The organism is Paenibacillus sp. MT86, from assembly GCF_058792535.1.
In genome coordinates this window covers 6,436,896-6,456,217 of the sequence record NZ_CM179499.1, presented here as the reverse complement: position 1 = coordinate 6,456,217, position 19,322 = coordinate 6,436,896, and the positions used below count along the sequence as shown (strand labels likewise).

At 41.8% G+C, this 19,322-nt stretch carries 15 protein-coding genes; all 15 read left to right on the top strand.

What is annotated here, in order from left to right; all coding sequences use genetic code 11:
• Nucleotides 1-54 precede the first annotated feature (54 nt).
• Nucleotides 55-441, top strand: a complete 387-nt coding sequence (gene fliS, locus AC3RCL_RS29485; RefSeq protein ID WP_492533498.1) for a flagellar export chaperone FliS — start codon at nucleotides 55-57, stop codon at nucleotides 439-441.
• Nucleotides 438-752, top strand: coding sequence for a hypothetical protein (locus AC3RCL_RS29480; protein ID WP_492533496.1), 315 nt, complete (start codon nucleotides 438-440; stop codon nucleotides 750-752). The genes fliS and AC3RCL_RS29480 overlap by 4 nt, the downstream gene beginning before the upstream one ends.
• A 12-nt stretch (nucleotides 753-764) precedes the next feature.
• Complete coding sequence (locus AC3RCL_RS29475) at nucleotides 765-3,926, top strand: IPT/TIG domain-containing protein (protein WP_492533494.1); 3,162 nt, start codon at nucleotides 765-767, stop codon at nucleotides 3,924-3,926.
• Nucleotides 3,927-3,987: 61 nt separating this feature from the next.
• Nucleotides 3,988-5,067, top strand: a complete 1,080-nt coding sequence (locus AC3RCL_RS29470; protein ID WP_492533492.1) for a glycosyltransferase — start codon at nucleotides 3,988-3,990, stop codon at nucleotides 5,065-5,067.
• Between the two features lie 22 nt (nucleotides 5,068-5,089).
• The gene (locus tag AC3RCL_RS29465; RefSeq protein WP_492533490.1) at nucleotides 5,090-6,997 is read left to right on the top strand and encodes a tetratricopeptide repeat-containing glycosyltransferase family 2 protein; all 1,908 of its coding nucleotides are present in this window, start codon (nucleotides 5,090-5,092) and stop codon (nucleotides 6,995-6,997) included.
• 89 nt (nucleotides 6,998-7,086) lie between these two features.
• A complete protein-coding gene (locus tag AC3RCL_RS29460) occupies nucleotides 7,087-8,427 on the top strand; it encodes a glycosyltransferase family 2 protein (RefSeq protein WP_492533488.1) in 1,341 nt (446 codons plus the stop codon).
• Nucleotides 8,424-9,533 (top strand): DegT/DnrJ/EryC1/StrS family aminotransferase, encoded by a 1,110-nt coding sequence (locus tag AC3RCL_RS29455; RefSeq protein WP_492533486.1) that lies wholly within the window; start codon nucleotides 8,424-8,426, stop codon nucleotides 9,531-9,533. Before AC3RCL_RS29460 ends, AC3RCL_RS29455 begins: the two co-directional genes overlap by 4 nt.
• A complete protein-coding gene (locus tag AC3RCL_RS29450) occupies nucleotides 9,523-10,659 on the top strand; it encodes an ATP-grasp domain-containing protein (RefSeq protein WP_492533484.1) in 1,137 nt (378 codons plus the stop codon). The genes AC3RCL_RS29455 and AC3RCL_RS29450 overlap by 11 nt, the downstream gene beginning before the upstream one ends.
• The gene (locus tag AC3RCL_RS29445) at nucleotides 10,656-11,495 is read left to right on the top strand and encodes a class I SAM-dependent methyltransferase (protein ID WP_492533482.1); all 840 of its coding nucleotides are present in this window, start codon (nucleotides 10,656-10,658) and stop codon (nucleotides 11,493-11,495) included. The genes AC3RCL_RS29450 and AC3RCL_RS29445 overlap by 4 nt, the downstream gene beginning before the upstream one ends.
• A 28-nt stretch (nucleotides 11,496-11,523) precedes the next feature.
• Nucleotides 11,524-12,522: a TylF/MycF/NovP-related O-methyltransferase gene (locus tag AC3RCL_RS29440; RefSeq protein ID WP_492533480.1), complete on the top strand. Its 999-nt coding sequence runs from the start codon at nucleotides 11,524-11,526 to the stop codon at nucleotides 12,520-12,522.
• A 237-nt stretch (nucleotides 12,523-12,759) separates the two neighbouring features.
• A complete protein-coding gene (locus AC3RCL_RS29435) occupies nucleotides 12,760-12,957 on the top strand; it encodes a cold shock domain-containing protein (RefSeq protein ID WP_009594275.1) in 198 nt (65 codons plus the stop codon).
• Between the two features lie 198 nt (nucleotides 12,958-13,155).
• A complete protein-coding gene (gene hpf, locus AC3RCL_RS29430) occupies nucleotides 13,156-13,722 on the top strand; it encodes a ribosome hibernation-promoting factor, HPF/YfiA family (RefSeq protein WP_009594286.1) in 567 nt (188 codons plus the stop codon).
• Between the two features lie 725 nt (nucleotides 13,723-14,447).
• Complete coding sequence (secA, locus tag AC3RCL_RS29425) at nucleotides 14,448-16,961, top strand: preprotein translocase subunit SecA (protein WP_096775884.1); 2,514 nt, start codon at nucleotides 14,448-14,450, stop codon at nucleotides 16,959-16,961.
• Nucleotides 16,962-17,235: 274 nt separating this feature from the next.
• Nucleotides 17,236-18,349 (top strand): peptide chain release factor 2 gene (gene prfB, locus AC3RCL_RS29420; protein WP_096775885.1). Its coding sequence is split into 2 segments (ribosomal slippage): nucleotides 17,236-17,307 and nucleotides 17,309-18,349, totalling 1,113 coding nucleotides; the frame shifts between segments, so codons are not numbered across the junction.
• Between the two features lie 26 nt (nucleotides 18,350-18,375).
• Nucleotides 18,376-19,281 (top strand): YitT family protein, encoded by a 906-nt coding sequence (locus tag AC3RCL_RS29415; protein ID WP_009594247.1) that lies wholly within the window; start codon nucleotides 18,376-18,378, stop codon nucleotides 19,279-19,281.
• Nucleotides 19,282-19,322 lie beyond the last annotated feature (41 nt).

Sequence of the window (19,322 nt, the reverse complement as noted above, 5' to 3'; positions counted from 1 at the left end):
TAAGCATTGTCGTCGGTTTAAGATGAAACTTAAGTTATAAGGAGAGGTAAGTATATGATAGCACCAAATTATCAACAACAATACTTGAAGACAAAGGTAGAAACAGCAAGTCCTGGTGATCTGATGCTCCTGTTATACGAAGAGTTACATCGAAAGTTAAACATGGCGAGAATGCATTTTAAGAATGGTCAGTTTTCAGAGATGATGGAGCGTGTTCACGGGGCTCGTGCTATCTTCTATGAATTTGTAGTCACCCTAAACTATGACTATGAAATCTCTCATCAACTCAGAGAATTGTACGATTACTATATTCGAAGATTGGGTGATTTTACAGTTAATAGACAGTTGGAAATTCTTGAAGAGGTTATTGCGTTCGCCCGCGAATATACAGATACATGGAGGCAAGCCCTTGCGATGACGAAGGGCGTAAAAAGCCAATGATGAACAGACTTGACGTTTTAAGGGATCTCAAGAAATTGTATTACAAGGTTGTTATAGGAGGTTCAAATAAAACCTATTATGAGTATGAACATTTAATTGATTGTCAGTACGAAAAGTTGGAAACTTTTGAAATGTTTCCCTACGACAAACAGGAAAAAATGCTTCTAGAAGAAATTGCGCAATTCCATGAATCGGTTGTCCGTCTGATGGAAGCTAAACAGCTTCAAATGACTAGGTTGAATGAAATGACGAGAAACAATTATCATTCATCGGTTATTTCAGACTCCTATTTTTTTGATAAACAAACTTAGAGGAGGATGCATATGCAAAAAAAATCATTGGGTATCATGTTATTAGCACTGTTATTATTGATAACGGGAATACCTGTTTCCCCAGCAATGGCTTCATCCAATTATGTTACGGCATCGAAATCTTTGAACCCTTCCAGTATTATTGTAGGCGGAGAAACCGAAGTTACATTGAATATTCAAGGTACACCACCGATCAATGTCGTAAAGCCAAACGATGTTATTCTGGTTATTGACCGTTCGGGTAGTATGGGTACCGAGAAAATGAACAATGCTAAAGCGGCTGCTAAAGGATTCATTGATTTAATGGATCTCACTAAACATCAAGTAGGTATCGTTGATTACGCCTCAGATGTTAAATCCTTTGATTTAACGACTAGTGCTTCAAGTGCAAAGAGCTATATCGATACGTTGTTCGCTAATGGAGGGACTGCTACGGGTGATGCTATACATAATGCTACCCAGGTGTTGGCGAATCATCGTGCGGAAGCTCAACCCGTCATAGTGCTATTAACTGACGGTGAAGCAACAGGAACCGGAGATGGGTTGAATGCTTTTGATTATGCTTTGAAAAAAGCGAATGAAGCTAAGGATGCAGGTATTGTTTTTTATACAATCGCATTGTTGAATGTTGGAGACAATCCTGAAAACAGCGCTCCGAATACGCTTCTGAAAAACATGGCTACAACCTCTCATCACCATCATTTCGTATTGGGCTCCGTAGGGCTTAGTGATATTTATGCTGCAATCGTACAGGAAATTGGTTTAGCTAGCGCATATGACGTTGTTGTCAAAGATGTTGTCGCGCCCGGATTTGAAATCGTGCCAGATTCATACATGAATAATATCCCTAAACCTGAAGTTGACGGAAATACGCTGACATGGAAGTTTCTTGAGCTGAAGAAAGACACACTTTCCTTTACCTACAAGATTCGTCAGAAACCAGATGGATTAAATGGAAGGTATCCAGTATCTACAAGTGAATCTGTAATTACGTACAAAGATTACACAGGGTCCGCAAAGACATACAAAATGCCTACGGCTAATTTGGATGTAAATTACTTAGCTCCTGTGATTACTGGCATATCGCCGGATAAAGGACTTATTACAGGTGGAGAGAGTGTTATTATCACCGGTAATAACTTTCGTCCTAATGCTAAAGTGACTTTTGGTTCAAGAAGTGCTACGAATGTCGTCGTGGTTAATGGGAATGAAATTACAGCTAACACACCTATAGGAACGCAAGGTCCTGTAACAGTAAAGGTAACGAATGATGATAATCAATCAGCAACCGTGGATTTTAACTATTATGGCATACCAGAAATCACAAGCGTTACACCAACAAACGGTCCTATTTCAGGAAATACCATCCTAAAAATTTATGGTAAGAACTTCATGAATGGAGTTAAGGTCAAGGTTGGCGATAATTATGCTCCATCCGTTACATTTAATAACTCCACGTATCTATATGCCACTACTCCCGCTACAGATGCATGGGGGACTGTGGATCTTATGTTAGAAAATCCGGACGGAACTGCGGTAACGCTGAAAGATGGATTTACCTATAATGAACCTCCAAAATTGACGCTGACAGACATGTCGCCAAAAGAAGGTTTAACGACTGGTAACGAGAGCGTTACATTGACTGGGGTGGAATTTAAGTCAGGCGCAAAAGTTTTCTTCGGAGATGTAGAAAGCCCCTATGTTGCTTTTAATACTAATCAGAGGGTTACTGCTAGAACGCCAGCTTCTTCTGCAGGAGTAGTGGACGTGAAAATTGTAAATCCGGACGGTGCTGAATCTATTCTAGTTCAAGCATTTACATTTAATCCACCACCACCTCCTAAAGCTCCTAAAATCACTTCCATATCTCCAAACTCTGGAAGGAATGACGTTAGTACTCTGGTGACGATTGACGGTACAGATTTCGTGAATGGGGCGGTAGTTTATTTTGATGAGCAACAAGTCTCAACCGATTACGTTAACAATACAAGATTAAGGTTCCGTACCCCAATTGGAACAGAAGCTAAAGTTGTACCGATTAAGGTTGTAAATCCTGATGAACAAGGTGATATTGTTACAGACGCGTTTACACTTCTTGCTCCGCCTCCTAAGCCGGATCCTACGATTAATAAAGTGACCCCAGGAAATGGACCAATGGCCGGTGGTACATCCATTTACATCGATGGAGCAAATTATCAACAGGGTATCAAACTATACTTAGTTCGTAATGGAGTCGAAACGTTGTTATCAGCGGAATATATTAACGCGAATCGATTGAGAGTCCGTACTCCTGCAGCATCAGAACCAGGGAGTGTGGATTTTAAAGTTGTGAATCCAGATCTAAAAGAAGCAACCATAGTTTCTGCGTTTACTTATGATACTCCACCAGTTATTCCTGCACCAGTTGTTACTTCAATAACTCCGTCTGTTGGTAATAAGAACGGAGGTAATATCCTAGATATTTACGGATCAGATTTCCAGAAAGGAGCCACTGTAACATTTGGAGATACTACTGTGGCCTTGCATGCATTTATGAATTCTACAAATATCCGAGTAAAGGCTCCTGCAGTTCCTGTCAGTAGCGTGGTGGATGTAACAGTCACTAACCCGGATGGACAATTCTTTACTATACCCAACGGATATACTTATGAAGAGCTACAACCGGTAGTTTCCTCGGTAAGCCCAGCAAATGGTCCATTAGCTGGAGGGACATTAGTGTATGTGGATGGTATGTTTTTAGAACCGTCATTAGTTGTCACATTTAATGGTTCTGTATTGTCTTATGAATATATTAATTCAACAAGGATACGATTTAGAACACCAGTTGCTAGTACGCCAGGAACGGTTGATATAGTGATTACTAACCCGAGCGGTAATTCTGTTACTTCCCAATTTACTTATGATGCTCCACCACCTGTATTGCCTCCATCTGTTAAATCCCTTTCACCTACAAGTGGCCCAATAGGTGGAAATACACTTCTTTATGTAGATGGTGCAAATTATAAAAATGGCGCAAAAGTAAGTATTAATGGTGTAGAGTATTCGGCAGAATTCATAAATGCAACTAGATTAAGACTCCGCACTCCAAGAGCAAGTAGCGCAGGAATTGTGGAGATTAAAGTTATTAATCCTGACGGGCAAGAGAGCGGGGTTCTTTACTTCGAGTACAAGTAAAGTGGAAAATAAGAAGAGGTGTCCATGAGGACACCTCTTCTTAAAATTGGGAGGGGAATTTATGCTGCCTTTGAGTGTTTGTATACTTGCTTGTAATGAGCAGAAATATATTGGAGATGCAATTCTATCGATTAGGCCATACGTTCAAGAGATTGTTGTACTAGATACAGGTTCAGTTGATGATACCGTGGGTGTTGCTAGAGAGCTAGGAGCAACAGTTTATTCTTATAATTGGGCCGATGATTTTTCACTTGCCCGTAATCAGTTAATTTCTCACGCGACTCAGTCAACTATATTGATGCTGGATGCTGATGAAAGATACCAGGGGACCAGTGAGGACATAATTGATTATATTTTAAACGGTAAAGATAGAGTGGGAAGAATAAAAATTATGAATGATCAGGATTCCGAGATAGTAGAGACATACATTGCACGGATTTTCCCAAACAATGGGGACTTTATCTATTCAGGGTCCATACATGAGCAATTAATATGTTTAAGTGGCGGTTTGAATTATTATCAAACTACTTTAACAGTAAGGCACATAGGATATCAGCAGAGTGTTCTACAAGAGAAAGACAAAATTTCACGGAATTTAACTTTATTAAAGAAGCAACTGAACAATTCCCCTGAAGATCCCTATATACATTTTCAGATAGGAAGGTGCTTTTATGTTAATAAACAATATGAAGAAGCGATTGTTTACTTTTCTTTTGTGATAAAAACGCTTGAAGGGGAGAGTGTCAAACCTATTTATGAGTCAAGTGTTTATCTTCAGCTTGGTTATAGTTTATTACAATTGAGGAAATGGAACGAATTCGATGATTTTTTTGATCTAGCTATCCAAAAAAACCCCGAATATACCGATTTATATTTTATGTACGGTGTTTCGATTATTGAAGGTAAACGAATATCGCTTTTTTCAAAGATCCCAGATATATTTTCATATTGTTTGAAACTTGGCGACCCCAACTCTCAGAAGTACGAAACTGTTCGAGGTGTAGGTTCGTTTAGAGCGATGTATAACCTTGGCTTATTTTTTGAAATCACTGGTCAAATGGCACAAGCCGAATCATATTATGCCCAAAGTGCTCAGTATGGATTTGTTTTAGCCAAACAGAGATTAAAACAACTGCGTTGATCGCAAGTAGGGAGTTAACATTATGGAACGACAAACAATTACATTGTGCATGATTGTCAAGAATGAGGAAGCAAATCTGGCAAGATGCCTAGAGAGTGTCAAGGAAATCGTAGATGAAATTATCATCGTGGACACAGGATCAACAGACTCAACCATCTCGATAGCCGAGAATTTCAGTGCGAATATTTTTCGTTATGATTGGACAGATGATTTTTCTGCAGCAAGAAATTTTGCCAACTCCAAAGCGTCAGGGGAGTACATATTATCATTGGATGCTGACGAATGGTTAGAGCCCGAGAGCAAAATGAATTTGAGCAATGCTACATTGCAGGAAGATTACTACTTTTTAAAGATTCGTAATTATATTCGCACTGGAATGACAGAGGTACATTCTTTTATACGTTTATATAAAAGGTCTGTCGGCTTTATGTATGAAAATGCAATTCATGAACAAATAGAAATATCAAGATATCCGGAAGTCACAGGCAAACACCTTCAAGTTATTATTAATCATGACGGCTATACTCGTAAGACGATGAAAGAGAAGAATAAATTTGAACGTAATATGAAAATAGTAGAGAGCGAATTAGCTGAGAAGCCCACAGCTTTCGGATATTTTAATCTCGGAACACAGTATAAGCTCATCGGAGAGTACAATAAAGCCATTGAAGCATATAAATCTTCGTATTTAATGGAATCGAATAGAGCCTTTACTCCAAAGCTAATTATATATCTGGCACAGTGTTTAACTGAGCAAAAGAGATACCAAGAGGCAATTAATATACTCCAAGATTCCATTGAACTTTCTCCAGACTATACAGATTACCATTTTTATTTGGGCTCTGTCTATGTTTCAATGTGTTATTGGAAAGATGCTGAGTCGTGTTTTCTGAAGTGCTTGGAACTAGGTGAAGCCGATCAACGACATGCAAGTACTTTTGAAGGAGTAGGTACTTTCATGGCAAATGCATATCTCGGCAGAATTTATTTGGAGATGGGGGATCGAGAGAAGGCACAAGAACATCTGATTGCAAGTATCAATCAGAATCAGCAGCATATTCCATCTCTGAAGATGTGGTTGGATATGTATCTAAGTGCGAACCCTAAAGATCTGGTTACGTTTATCAGAAAACTCTATGATGTGAACAATAGTCAACAAGCTTTGATACTTGCACAAACGCTATATCATTTGAGGAGTCCATTATTTATAGAGATGATCGATATCGTTGATGTTCAAACAGATAACGAAATAGCAGCCTGGGTACACCAAGTCAATCAGTGCTGGGATTGGGCTAAACAATCATGGGGTAACTGTGAGAAGTTAAGTAGCGGTAGTTTCAGGGATATTGTAGCTCTAGCTGTGATTGTTAAGGATAATGACTTTTATAAAAAACTTAAGCAACTAGGAAATCTAAGACATAAGGATGACATGCTTATCCAACGTCTAATTAATAGAGAAGAAATAGGAAGGATAGTTTCAACGCCTGAACTTCGTGAGCATTTTTCAAATCTCTGTTTTGATTTAATAAACCTGAAGCAATATGAGGTTATTGAGTATTTTGTTACTAGTATAAAAGATTCGATCCTGCGATATGAGTTAGCAAAGCAACTTAAGAAATTCCACTTCTTAGAATTAGCGTTGGAGACATTAATAGAGCCAGAGGATCGGGTGGAGAAGATGAAAGTATTCTCGCTCGCGGGGGATTTGTTACAAGAGTTAGGCCAGTTAGGAGATAGCTATAAGTTTTATTCTGAGGCTTACGACATTGAGCCTAGTTTTGAATTAGCGTTTAAGATATATCAATTGGCTTCCCATACTGGTGACAAACAGACTGAGATGATAGCTTTTAAATTAATGCGGGAATTCAGACCTGTTTCTCCCTGGGTCTCTAACCGAACTCGATCAGATTTACAAGAATCGTCCATATAATTTAACTCCTATGGTAATGAAGGAAGCTGTAATTATTTTATCTCTATAACTAAACACATAACTGTTTTCAAGAAAAGAGTCGATAAAAAATGAATGAAGAGACAGAGCTTCGATTGTCGATGAAGTCATATATCTATAATATCATCCACACTGAAGGTATATTGAATGCTGAAAAGGCAATCCAACAGTACCTGGATATTTTTGAAGAAGACCCAGATATTATTGTATTTCAGTCACTAATTCAATTTGAGCAAAACAATGTAGATTATGCTAAATCAATTATACTGAAGGGCATTAAAAATTATCCTCTTAATGAAGATCTTCGTTATAATGCTGGTTACCTTTGTGAGAAGACAGGCGAAATCGATAATTCTGTATATCATTATCATATTGCTAACTTGATTACAGAAGATCAATCACTTAAGGAAGAACTATTGGGGAAGATTAGTGGGCTTTGTTCATCAAATGAGCTGTTATTAACTGAAGTTATTAAGAAAAAAAGGAACGATTTGCCGAAAATTAGTGTGATTATAACTGCCTATAATCAGATGCAGTATTTACAGCAAGCTGTTGAGTCTATATTGAATCAAAGTTATCCATATATAGAAGTGGTCATCGCTGATGATTGTTCTACGGATGGAACACAATTGATGATGAAGAAATTTGAAGATGATTACAGGGTAAGGTATATGCGTAATTCTAAGAACATGGGTCCTGGGATAAATGGGTGCCATGCATTTTACGAATATGCAGATGGAGAATATGTGTTGTTTGTGAATCACGACGACTACCTAACTGATACTGAATATATTTTAAAAGCAATTTGTTTGCTTGAAAGAAATAAATCTTTATCATTTGTTTTTGCTAACTGTACAATGTTGTTTACCCAATCAGGCCTAACTTATCCTACAAGGGTAAATCTGTCTAGTGAAACAAATGGCAGGTATTATTTTATGTTCTATGAAACAAAAGACTATCCACATATCACAAGTCTGCTTACTAGTGTTTTTCGAAGAGAGCTTGCTGTGAAGATGGATTGTCTCCTTGAAGAAACTAAAAGTAAAGATCTTTTTCTATATTTGAAGCTTATGCTTTCAGGTAATGTTGGATTTATTCCAGACCATGTTGGTATTTATCGAGTCCATGAAGAAAGTATAAGCTATAATATGCCGTTAGAGTTTGATTATCTCACCATTAAAGAGTTATTAAAACTAAGAAGACTGGCTGGTAGCGATAAATACTCTTTTTCAGATGCTTTATTAGACAAGTGGCTCGGTCTTAGGTTATATGCATACTTCAGGTGGAGATTTAAGGTTTTGATTGAACAAAATAAATTAGAGTTAGTGAAAGAATTAATGAGCTACCTTCAACAGAATCATCACAATACTTATTTGCTTCTAGATAAAGATCTCGAGGAAGTGTCAATATGATTCAAGTGACAAAAACCCACTTGCCAGATGTAATAAAATATCAAAAGTATGTTAATCAGATTTTTCAAAGTAATCAGCTTACGAATAACGGCATTTTGGTTCAAGAGTTGGAAAGAAGATTACGGGATTATTTAGGTGTTCCCTATTTAGTTCTTGTTTCTAATGGAACTCTTGCTCTGCAATTAGCATACAAATTGCTCGAGCTTGAAGGGGAGGTCATAACAACTCCATTTTCTTTTGTAGCTACGACAAGCAGCTTGATTTGGGGAGGATTAAAACCTGTTTTCGCGGACATTAATCCAGAAACCTTAAATATAGATGTTACAAAAATTGAAGAAAAGATCACGAGGGATACTTCTTGTATCTTGCCGGTACATGTATTCGGAAATCCGTGTGAGGTTGAGAAAATCCAAGAAATTGCTGATAGAAACAAGTTAAAAGTAATTTACGATGCAGCGCACGCATTTGGTACTGGCTACAAGGAACGGAGTATTTTAAATTTTGGTGATGTTTCAATTGTGAGTTTCCATGCTACTAAGCTTTTTCATACAGTTGAAGGTGGAGCATTAATAGTACAAAATGAAGAACTTTATAAAAGAGCAAAGCAGTTAATTAACTTTGGATTTGGATCAAATGGAATTCCAGAGGTACTTGGTATAAATGCTAAAATGAATGAATTTCAAGCAGCTATGGGTTTGTCTGTTCTAGATGACATAGAAGATATTCTTTCAAAAAGAAAGCAAGTCCATAACTTTTATCAAGATAGATTAACTTCTATCTCTGATATTAATTTTGTATCCTTTAATCTTTTTGGAACAAGAAATTATTCATACTATCCAATTATATTAAAAAATGAGGAACTAGTATTAAGAATTAAACAAGCGTTAGAAGAACAGAGCATCTTTCCCCGAAGGTATTTTTATCCTTCATTGGATAAACTTCCTTTTGTCGATTCACCAGTTATGGAGGTATCCGCAGTGATGGCTAATCGGATATTGTGTCTTCCGATGTACGGAGAACTATCGGAGTCGTTAGTTGATGAGATATGTCATATAATAATAGACCAAACAGCTCTAATGGAGAAGGAGAATGAATGTGTTAAATAAAGCTGCATCTAATTGCACGTTTATTCTTTTTTCTGGTTTTAATAATAGAGCTGTACTAACATTATGCCGAATTTTTACGAAGTACAAAATTAAGTTTCATATTATTGCTTTAAATAAGAATGATCCAATCTATTTAACAGATTATTCTTCCCACGTTAAATGGATACGTGAAAGGCAACAACTTGATCTTGATGAATTCATAGAAGCAATTGAACATATAAGAAAACGGTATGATGTGGATAAGGTTGTTATTGTACCTAGTACGGAGGCGCTTAACCGTTTCATTTTGGAGCATAGGGAATTATTGCGGGTTAGAAATATATCTGTCCCCTTAGTGAATAAGGATTTATATGAGTTGATTTCGAACAAATACTCTTTTGGTGAAATGTGTGCTCAGAAAGGCATGAAGGTCCCAAATGAGGTTGCTCTGTCTGGGGAGGAACTTAATTATCCAATCGTGGCTAAGCCAATATGTTATTCTTCAATAAATGCTATTAGTCCAGTTATTATTAATCAGCAATCTGAAATGTTAGAGTTTCTACGAATATATAATAGGGACGATTTTTATTTTCAGGAATACGTAGATGGGGAATCTTATTATTTATTATATTCTATCGATAAGAAGGGAACGGTAGTCAGTTTTTCTCAGAAAAACTATATTCAACAAGGTAATGGAAAATCAATTGTCTTAGCTGTATCAGCAGATATACACAATGAAAGTATCGGTGAGAAGTATAAGCAACTTTTTTTGGAATTGGGTTATTATGGCGTTGTAATGGTTGAGATACGAAGAACAAAGGAAAACGATTACATGATAGAGGCAAACCCTAGATTCTGGGGTCCCCTTCAATTGACCATGGATTGTAATGTTCCAATTGTTGAGTTGTGGTTAAAAATGTGCGGCTGTGAACTTCATGAAGAGTGGGTAAATCATTCTTCTTATATTTCAGGGGAATACCTTTGGCTGTCAGGGTTGTTGAGTTCTGTAAAAATTAATGATGTAATGTACCATGTTAATCCTGACATTATACAGCACTTGCCTGATTATCTATTGAGTGATGTTTATTTAAGAAAGGATAGCCTTAAGTATTTCTACCATGAGATCAAGGGAGACAGACATAAATGAATGATAACAATTTGAAGCTAAGAACTCTGTATAAAGATTCATCTAAGCATTCGACTTATCAAAATATACCTACTTTTGTACAAGAAGCTCTTGGGTATCAGGAGCAAATAAATGAGGATTGGCGTGGAGATACCGCGCGATATAAATATATTTTGGGGTTCTTACAAAAGATAATGGTGAAAAAAATTGTTGATATTGGAGCCAATACTGGTTTTTTCTCGCATAGTCTTGTGAAGGATCTATCTGAAGTTAGTGTCACAGCAATTGAACCTAATAGAAATCATGCGGATTTTATAAGAGAAATCAACGCGATTTTTAATCTTGATAATATTAAAGTAATAGACAAAGCTCTCCAATTAGATGATTTTGATGATTTTAAAGAGGTATTTGATTGCGCCTTGATATTAAACGTGCTTCATCACGCAGGTGTGGATTTCGATCAAGATAAAGTGAAAGAACCACATGAGGTTTGGGATTACATGGAGAACTATCTGAATAAGTTTTCAAAAGTCTCTTCCTTGATAATTCTTCAGTTAGGATATAACTGGGGGGGCGACAAAACAAAGCCAATCGTGCCTACTAGTGACTGTTATCGAATGTTCTCTAATTTATATAATAGCGCCAAGCGTTCCGGATGGAATATCCGAGAGGTGGCTTATTATTTTAAAATGGAGCAGGAGTATAAAACGATGCCACAATCCATACTTGATACCATAGATAATGATGAGAGCAAGTCGAGAGACTTATTTAATTCTTGGTGTTTATCTATGGACATTTCAACAAGTAGTGAATTTTATAAAAGACCTCTATTAATTTTGGAAAACAGTGCTAACTGAAGTCTATACTATCAGGAGATGAAATTAAATGTATAAGCTATTGGTCTTTGGTAACGGGGGTTTATGGAGTATTGTAAAGAACTATATCGATTCTAACAAAGCAGAGATTATTGGATTTATTAATAGCGATCTAAAATTGAATGGGACGTTTTTTGAAGATAAGCCTGTAATTACACCACAACAAATAATGAATTATGAATTTGACTATATCGTACTCGCGAGTGGTCAGTATGACGAGTTAATTAACCAACTTAAGGACGCAAATCTTGAGAAGGAAAAAATTATTGCATTTAAGATCAACGGTTCGAAGGTGTTTCAGGAAATTCAAGATCAGGCAAATCGTAGAATACTAGAAGAAACAAATCAAAATAGTTTTAACCTAATATCCCGCAATAATGTAGAGCCTTACTTTTTAGTAAATATGAATATGTTAGGTAGGGAAAGAGAGTTTGAACTTACTGATGGTTTTACTGATTATGTTCGACTTTCGACATTAGAACTCATCGCGAATGAGATCAATACATGTAACATACCTGGTAATGTTGCAGAGCTAGGCGTATATAAAGGGGATTTTTCAAAGCATATTAACAGATTGTTTCCAGCGAAGAAGCTGTATCTTTTTGATACGTTTCAGGGATTTGACAATAGAGATATCTTGATAGATTTACAAAAAAAATACTCTAGTGAAACCACTCGATTCACAGATACAACCATAGATCTTGTTATGAAAAAAATGAAGTACCCAGAAAATATACACATAAGAAAAGGTTATTTTCCTGAAACATCGGAAGGCCTTGAAGATCAGTTCTCTTTTGTAAGTATTGACACTGATCTGTATAAGCCGATTTATGATGGACTTACGTATTTTTATCCTAGGTTAGTAAAAGGTGGATATATTTTTGTTCACGATTATAATAATGCTATATTTAAGGGAGCGAAAGAAGCAGTACGAAAATTCTGCTCAGAGAATTCTATTCCTTATGTACCCGTTAGTGATAATCTAGGAACAGTAATCATTGCAAAATAAGATTCCCAATACTTGATTCACCCCCACGCTCCCTGGTTAAATAACCATAAACCTATTTTGTCCGCAAACTATTTTCGCCTGCCAACTCAGTCGTGAAGCCAAGTCGACATTTTTCCCGGTTTTCTGCAAAAGAAAACCTTTTCCTTGGTAATTGACACTGGATAAGTCGGGTGCTATAGTCGGAAATGTGGACAATTAGTGTCACACTTTATTTGACAATGAAGGGAATGTTAGTGCATGCAAGGTAAAGTGAAATGGTTCAACGCAGAGAAAGGTTATGGCTTCATCGAGACTGAGGACGGCGGCGACGTATTCGTACATTTCTCCGCGATCCAATCCGAGGGCTTCAAGACTCTGGAAGAAGGACAATCCGTAGAATTCGAGATCGTTGAAGGCGCTCGTGGCCCGCAAGCAGCTAACGTAATCAAATTATAATCATCCCGGCATAGCCGACCTACATAAACGGTAATCGATGGTTAACAATTGGAGATTCGCTAGCCCAAGACTCCGGAACTTCCGGGGTCTTTTTTTTGTATCCGACCTCCGAAAAATATTGTGCTAAAATTCACAATTCTGTCTTTTTACATAGCCATAACAAAATGGTATAATGAGGGTGCAAAGGAGGAGTGCCCAATGCAATTCACTATCCGAGGTCAACAAATTGAAGTGACCGATGCTTTGAAGGACTATGTTGACAAGAAACTCAGCAGGCTAGATAAGTATTTTGATGCACCCCCCACCTCCGAAGGATACGTCACCCTGAGTGTCATTCGAGGATTGCACACGGTGGAAGTGACCATTCCGCTTACCGGTGTGGTACTTCGTGCGGAAGACCGAAGCGATGATATGTACGCTTCCATTGACGCCGTTGTGGACAAGTTGGAACGTCAGATTCGCAAGCACAAAACCAAGCTGAACCGCAAGATCAAGCAAGAGGGCGGACTGAAGACGCTCATTGCGGAGAACGGGGCGGCGGCCACCAGTCAGGTGGATGCAGAGCAAGTGGAGTATGACGAGGACGAATACGAAGTCGTCCGTACGAAACGTTTTACCATGAAGCCGATGGACGTGGAAGAAGCGATCCTGCAGATGAACATGGTAGGCCATAATTTCTTTGTATTTTCCAACATTGACACACAAGAAGTAAATGTCGTCTACAAGCGTGATGACGGCAAGTACGGATTGATCGAGCGGGACTAAGTTTTAAGCGGCAGCATTCCTAAGGGAATGCGGAGGCAGCTAGCCCGGTTCGAATTTTAAAATGAAATCGAAATGTAAGATGAGCCTTCATCCGTGCAAGCGGGTGGGGCTCTTTATTTGGATATACGGCTTCGAGACGCGAAGGATCACAAAAAGGATGGAATTTGATGGTAACCCCATCGGAGTATGCCGAATAGTGCAACCTTTTTTTAAAAGATATAAGGGTTCTTAGGGGACTGTGGTGGTCTCCTTAAAGATCACCTGACACAACCACAGTTAGGAACTTCATTTATAGCCGGATTGAAGCCCATTTAGCCGATAATTCAGCGATTGCTCCAGACGATGGCTTCAGGCCTCATCCTCAGCTTATTCCGTACAATGGACATCGATGTTCCTGTCCTCATTAGATGTAGAATTTGACTTCGGGGATGAAGATAATTCCATTGTTGCGCGCCGGGAAAATGCTCCACGCAACTTTTTTGGGCCTCTCCGCGTCTCATAGAGTAAGGCTTCGCGTAACAGACACCTCTTGTAATAGCACATATTGTTGCGGCATCCCTTACAAACTGTTACAATTTATGCAAACCCTCATTTTATGGGACGGGCTTTTTAGCCTGCATGAAATGGGACCATCATAAGGAATCAATGAATCGATTTCATCATTTAACCCTTTGGCATTTAATGAAGTTGATTCTATCACTTGTTTTGCACGAAAGGGGTTAACCATGCTAGGACTTGTCAAAAAGATTTTCGGCGACACCAACGAGCGTGATGTCAAACGTCTCATGAAGACGGTCGATGTAATCAACAAAATGGAACCGGATTTTGAGAAGCTCTCCGATGAGCAGCTGCAAGCCAAAACCGAGGAGTTCCGTGCGCGGATCGAGAAAGGTGAGACGCTGGAGGAATTGCTTCCCGAAGCGTTTGCGACAGTCCGCGAGGCTTCCAGACGGACGCTTGGCAAGCGTCACTATGACGTGCAGTTGGTCGGGGGGATGGCCCTCCACGAAGGCAAAATTGCAGAGATGAAAACCGGTGAAGGTAAGACCCTTGTAGGTACGCTGCCGGTTTACTTAAATGCCCTGCTTGGCAAAGGCGTTCACGTGGTTACCGTCAATGATTATTTGGCACAGCGTGACAGCCAAGAAATGGCGCAAATATATAACTTCCTGGGTCTGTCCGTCGGGGTTAACCTGAGCGGCATGGAGCACCCGGATAAACAGCAGGCTTATGCTTGCGATATTACGTACGGGACGAACAATGAGTTCGGCTTTGACTATCTGCGTGACAACATGGTCCTCTACAAAGAGCAGATGGTACAGCGTCCGCTGTATTTCTGCATCATTGACGAAGTGGACTCCATCCTGGTTGACGAAGCGCGTACGCCGCTCATCATTTCGGGACAAGCTCAGAAATCGACCGAGCTGTATTTTGCAGCCGACCGGTTCGTGAAGCGTCTGACGGCCGAAGAGGATTATACGGTAGACATTAAAGTCAAATCCGTAGCCTTGACGGAGAAAGGCGTGGCGCTGGCTGAACGTTCCTTCGGAATCGAGAACCTGTATGACCACAACCACGTAACCTTGAATCACCACATTGTACAAGCGCTGAAAGCGAACGTGATCATGCGCCGCGATGTGGATTACGTGGTTACCGACGACGAAGTGGTCATCGTTGACGAATTTACGGGCCGTCTGATGGCTGGACGCCGTTACAGCGACGGTCTCCACCAGGCGATCGAAGCGAAGGAAGGCATCGAGGTTCAGAACGAGAGCATGACCCTGGCGACGATTACCTTCCAGAACTACTTCCGGATGTACCGCAAGCTGGCGGGTATGACGGGTACGGCGAAGACGGAGGAAGAAGAATTCAAGAAAATTTACGGTCTTGAAGTGCTTCAAATTCCGACGAACCGACCGAATCAGCGTGTCGACATGCCGGATGTGGTTTACAAGAGCGAAGATGGCAAGTTCAAGGCGGTAGTAGCCGAGATCGTGGAACGCCATAAGAAGAACCAGCCGATTCTGGTGGGTACGGTTTCCATCGAGAACTCCGAGCGTTTGTCTGAAATGCTGAAACGCAAAGGCGTCCAGCATAAAGTCCTGAATGCGAAATACCATGCGGAGGAAGCGGAAATCATCTCGCGCGCCGGACAGCCGGGATCGGTAACGATCGCGACGAACATGGCGGGACGCGGTACGGATATTTTGCTTGGCGAAGGCGTACAGGATATTGGCGGACTTCACATTATCGGTACGGAGCGTCACGAATCGCGCCGGATCGATAACCAGCTGCGCGGCCGTGCCGGTCGTCAGGGTGACCCGGGTTCTACCCAGTTCTATCTGTCCCTGGGCGATGAGCTGATGAAGCGTTTTGGTACGGACAACGTGCTGAACATGATGGAACGCCTTGGCTTCGAAGAAGATCAGCCGATCGAGAGCAAAATGATTACCCGTGCTGTTGAATCCGCGCAGAAGCGGGTAGAAGGCAACAACTTCGACATGCGTAAAGTCGTTCTCCAATACGATGACGTCATGAACCAGCAGCGCGAGATCATCTACAAGCAGCGCCGCGAGATCTTGGAATCCCAAGACATCAAGCAAATCGTTGTAGAGATGATCAAGCCGGTCATTGACCGCGTCGTGCAGGCGCACTGCAGCGATGACATTCCGGAGAACTGGGAACTGCAGGAAGTGGCAGACTACGTGAACAGCAAGCTGCTGGACGAGGGTGCCGTTACCCGCGAGGATCTGTGGGGCAAAGAAGCCGAAGAGCTTACGGAGTATCTCTTCGATCGCGTGATGAAGAAATACGAAGAGCGCGAGCAAGCCATCGGCGAAGAAATGGTACGCGAGTTCGAGAAGGTTATCGTGCTGCGCGCGGTAGACAGCAAGTGGATGGATCACATCGATGCGATGGATCAGCTGCGACAAGGTATCCACCTCCGTGCATACGGCGGTACCGATCCGCTTCGCGAATACCAATTCGAAGGCTTCGAAATGTTTAATGCGATGATCGCTACGATCCAGGAAGAAGTGGCGACCTACATCATGAAGGCTCAAATCGCAACGAACCAGGAGCGTCAAGCGGTCGTGGACGAGAACAAAGTCTCCACGAACAGCAGCAGCGAACCTGCCGAGAAGCGACCGGTCCAGGTAGCTGAACAGATCGGCCGGAACGACCCATGCCCATGCGGCAGCGGCAAGAAGTACAAGCATTGCCATGGACAGAACGCGTAAGCGATCCGTCCCAAAGGCAGTGAATCGTATAGAATAGCCCGTCCAGGTGATGGGCGCGGATTTTTCTGGCTCCCTTAAGAGCGGCAGATGAACCGGGTGATGGTGGTCTTTTCCACGGTGATCCGAATCCCCCTGCTGCGCTTAAGGGAGTTTATCTGAATAAACGGCGAAATTCCTGGTACAGCAACGTGAAATTCTCTTGAAATGGAACGTTTTCCATGGAGGAGAGGGTATACTGAAATTATTACGTGTAGATAAGAAAGGACGAGGACTCATGATCGATCCAAGTGTGAAGCAGGACCTGCGTGAAATCAGCAAAAAACTAACCAATCTTAGGGGGTCTCTTTGACTTAGATCTCAAACAGGAAATGATTGAGAATTTTGAGGAGAAGATGGCGGCTCCTGATTTCTGGGACGATAATGAGAAGGCTCAGGCGCTCATCGCCGAAATGAATGCCGTGAAGTCTTCCGTGGATCAATATCAGAAGCTGCAGGCGGATTACGATGATGCCGTCGTGATGATCGAGCTGGCGGATGAAGAGGGCGATGACTCCCTTGCGGGAGAGATCGGTGAGACGATCAAGGACCTGGTTGGGCGCGTGGAGGAATTTGAGCTTCAACTGCTGCTGAACCAGCCTTACGATAAAATGAATGCGATTCTTGAGCTGCATCCCGGCGCGGGGGGTACCGAGTCTCAAGACTGGGGCCAAATGCTGCACCGCATGTACACGCGATGGGCCGAGAAGCGCGGCTTCAAGGTGGAGACGCTGGATTATCTCCCTGGCGATGAAGCGGGAATCAAAAGCGTAACCCTGTTGATCAAAGGCTTTAATGCCTACGGATATTTGAAGGCTGAAAAAGGGGTCCATCGACTGGTTCGGATCTCTCCGTTCGACTCTTCGGGCAGACGGCATACGTCCTTCGTGTCCTGTGACGTCGTACCGGAAATTACGGATGACGTGGAGATCGACATCCGTACCGAGGATCTGAAGATCGACACGTACCGGGCGAGCGGCGCCGGCGGTCAGCATATCAATACGACGGACTCGGCCGTCCGGATTACGCACTTGCCAACCGGCGTGGTGGTGACGTGCCAGAATGAACGCTCCCAGATCAAGAACCGCGAGCGGGCGATGACGATGCTTCGTTCCAAGCTCTACGAACGCAAAATCGAGGAGCAGCAGAAGGAATTGGCGGAAATCCGCGGCGAGCAGTCCGATATTGCTTGGGGCAGCCAGATCCGTTCGTATGTATTCCATCCGTACAGTATGGTCAAGGATCATCGGACGCAAGTAGAAACCGGTAATGTCGGCGCCGTCATGGACGGAGATTTGGACGGATTTATCGACGGATATTTGCGCAGCCAGATCAAGCAGGAAGTCGAGTAGGACGTTGAGGAGAGATTTATAGAACTATGGCGCAATCCGCTGGCAATCCATCGATCAACAAACGAAAAAGAGAACCCTTGATTCCGATCAACGGTCCGCTCCGGCAGACGGTGGACGCAATCTTTATTATCGTCGGCTCCTTTATTATGGCGCTGTCGTTTAATCTGTTTTTCCTGCCCAATCATATCGCCTCGGGCGGCGTGTCGGGTTTGTCCGTTCTTGCGCAAGCGTGGCTCGGCATTGAACCGGCCTTTACGCAGTGGGCGCTGAACATTCCTTTGTTCGTGCTTGGCTTTTGGCTGCTTGGGCGCGACTACGGCATCCGCTCCCTGCTGGGAAGCGTGATTTTGCCGCTGTTCGTCTTTTTGACCAAGGACTGGCCGATTCCAACCTCTAACCCGCTTCTGGCATCGATTTATGGCGGTATCGGCGTCGGTATCGGCATGGGGCTGGTCTATCGCGGCAGGGGGTCAACCGGCGGATTGACCATCGTGGCGCAGCTCCTGCAAAAATACAGCGGCCTGAGCTTTTCCGTCTGCGTCGTACTGCTGGATGCGATCGTAATCTCGTCGGCAGCCCTCGTATTGTCGCTGGAGCAGGCGTTATACGCACTGATTGGATTATACGTAACAGGCAAAGTGATTGATGCCATTGAGCTGGGCTTTAGCTTTACCAAGGTGGCCTACATTATATCCGATCATACGGAGCCGATTACCAAGGCCATTCTCGAGGACCTTGACCGCGGTTTAACCAAGCTTACCGCAGAGGGAGGCTATACGGGCGAACACCGGACGGTCCTGATGGTCGTCGTCGGACAGAGCGAAATTCCCCGTCTCAAAACGGTGGTCCAATCGGTGGATCCGAATGCCTTCGTCATCATTAGCAATGCCCATGAGGTATTGGGCGAAGGATTCCGCAATATTAAGGCGTAGCCTCTCGGCTCGTCAGCATACTCTCTATAAAAAAGAAGTAA

What these genes read in the sequence shown, in the direction of transcription:
- fliS (WP_492533498.1), top strand. Translation starts at nt 55, where the DNA reads ATGATAGCACCAAATTATCAACAACAATACTTGAAGACAAAGGTAGAA.
- AC3RCL_RS29480 (WP_492533496.1), top strand. Translation starts at nt 438, where the DNA reads ATGATGAACAGACTTGACGTTTTAAGGGATCTCAAGAAATTGTATTAC.
- AC3RCL_RS29475 (WP_492533494.1), top strand. Translation starts at nt 765, where the DNA reads ATGCAAAAAAAATCATTGGGTATCATGTTATTAGCACTGTTATTATTG.
- AC3RCL_RS29470 (WP_492533492.1), top strand. Translation starts at nt 3,988, where the DNA reads ATGCTGCCTTTGAGTGTTTGTATACTTGCTTGTAATGAGCAGAAATAT.
- AC3RCL_RS29465 (WP_492533490.1), top strand. Translation starts at nt 5,090, where the DNA reads ATGGAACGACAAACAATTACATTGTGCATGATTGTCAAGAATGAGGAA.
- AC3RCL_RS29460 (WP_492533488.1), top strand. Translation starts at nt 7,087, where the DNA reads ATGAATGAAGAGACAGAGCTTCGATTGTCGATGAAGTCATATATCTAT.
- AC3RCL_RS29455 (WP_492533486.1), top strand. Translation starts at nt 8,424, where the DNA reads ATGATTCAAGTGACAAAAACCCACTTGCCAGATGTAATAAAATATCAA.
- AC3RCL_RS29445 (WP_492533482.1), top strand. Translation starts at nt 10,656, where the DNA reads ATGAATGATAACAATTTGAAGCTAAGAACTCTGTATAAAGATTCATCT.
- AC3RCL_RS29440 (WP_492533480.1), top strand. Translation starts at nt 11,524, where the DNA reads ATGTATAAGCTATTGGTCTTTGGTAACGGGGGTTTATGGAGTATTGTA.
- AC3RCL_RS29435 (WP_009594275.1), top strand. Translation starts at nt 12,760, where the DNA reads ATGCAAGGTAAAGTGAAATGGTTCAACGCAGAGAAAGGTTATGGCTTC.
- hpf (WP_009594286.1), top strand. Translation starts at nt 13,156, where the DNA reads ATGCAATTCACTATCCGAGGTCAACAAATTGAAGTGACCGATGCTTTG.
- secA (WP_096775884.1), top strand. Translation starts at nt 14,448, where the DNA reads ATGCTAGGACTTGTCAAAAAGATTTTCGGCGACACCAACGAGCGTGAT.
- AC3RCL_RS29415 (WP_009594247.1), top strand. Translation starts at nt 18,376, where the DNA reads ATGGCGCAATCCGCTGGCAATCCATCGATCAACAAACGAAAAAGAGAA.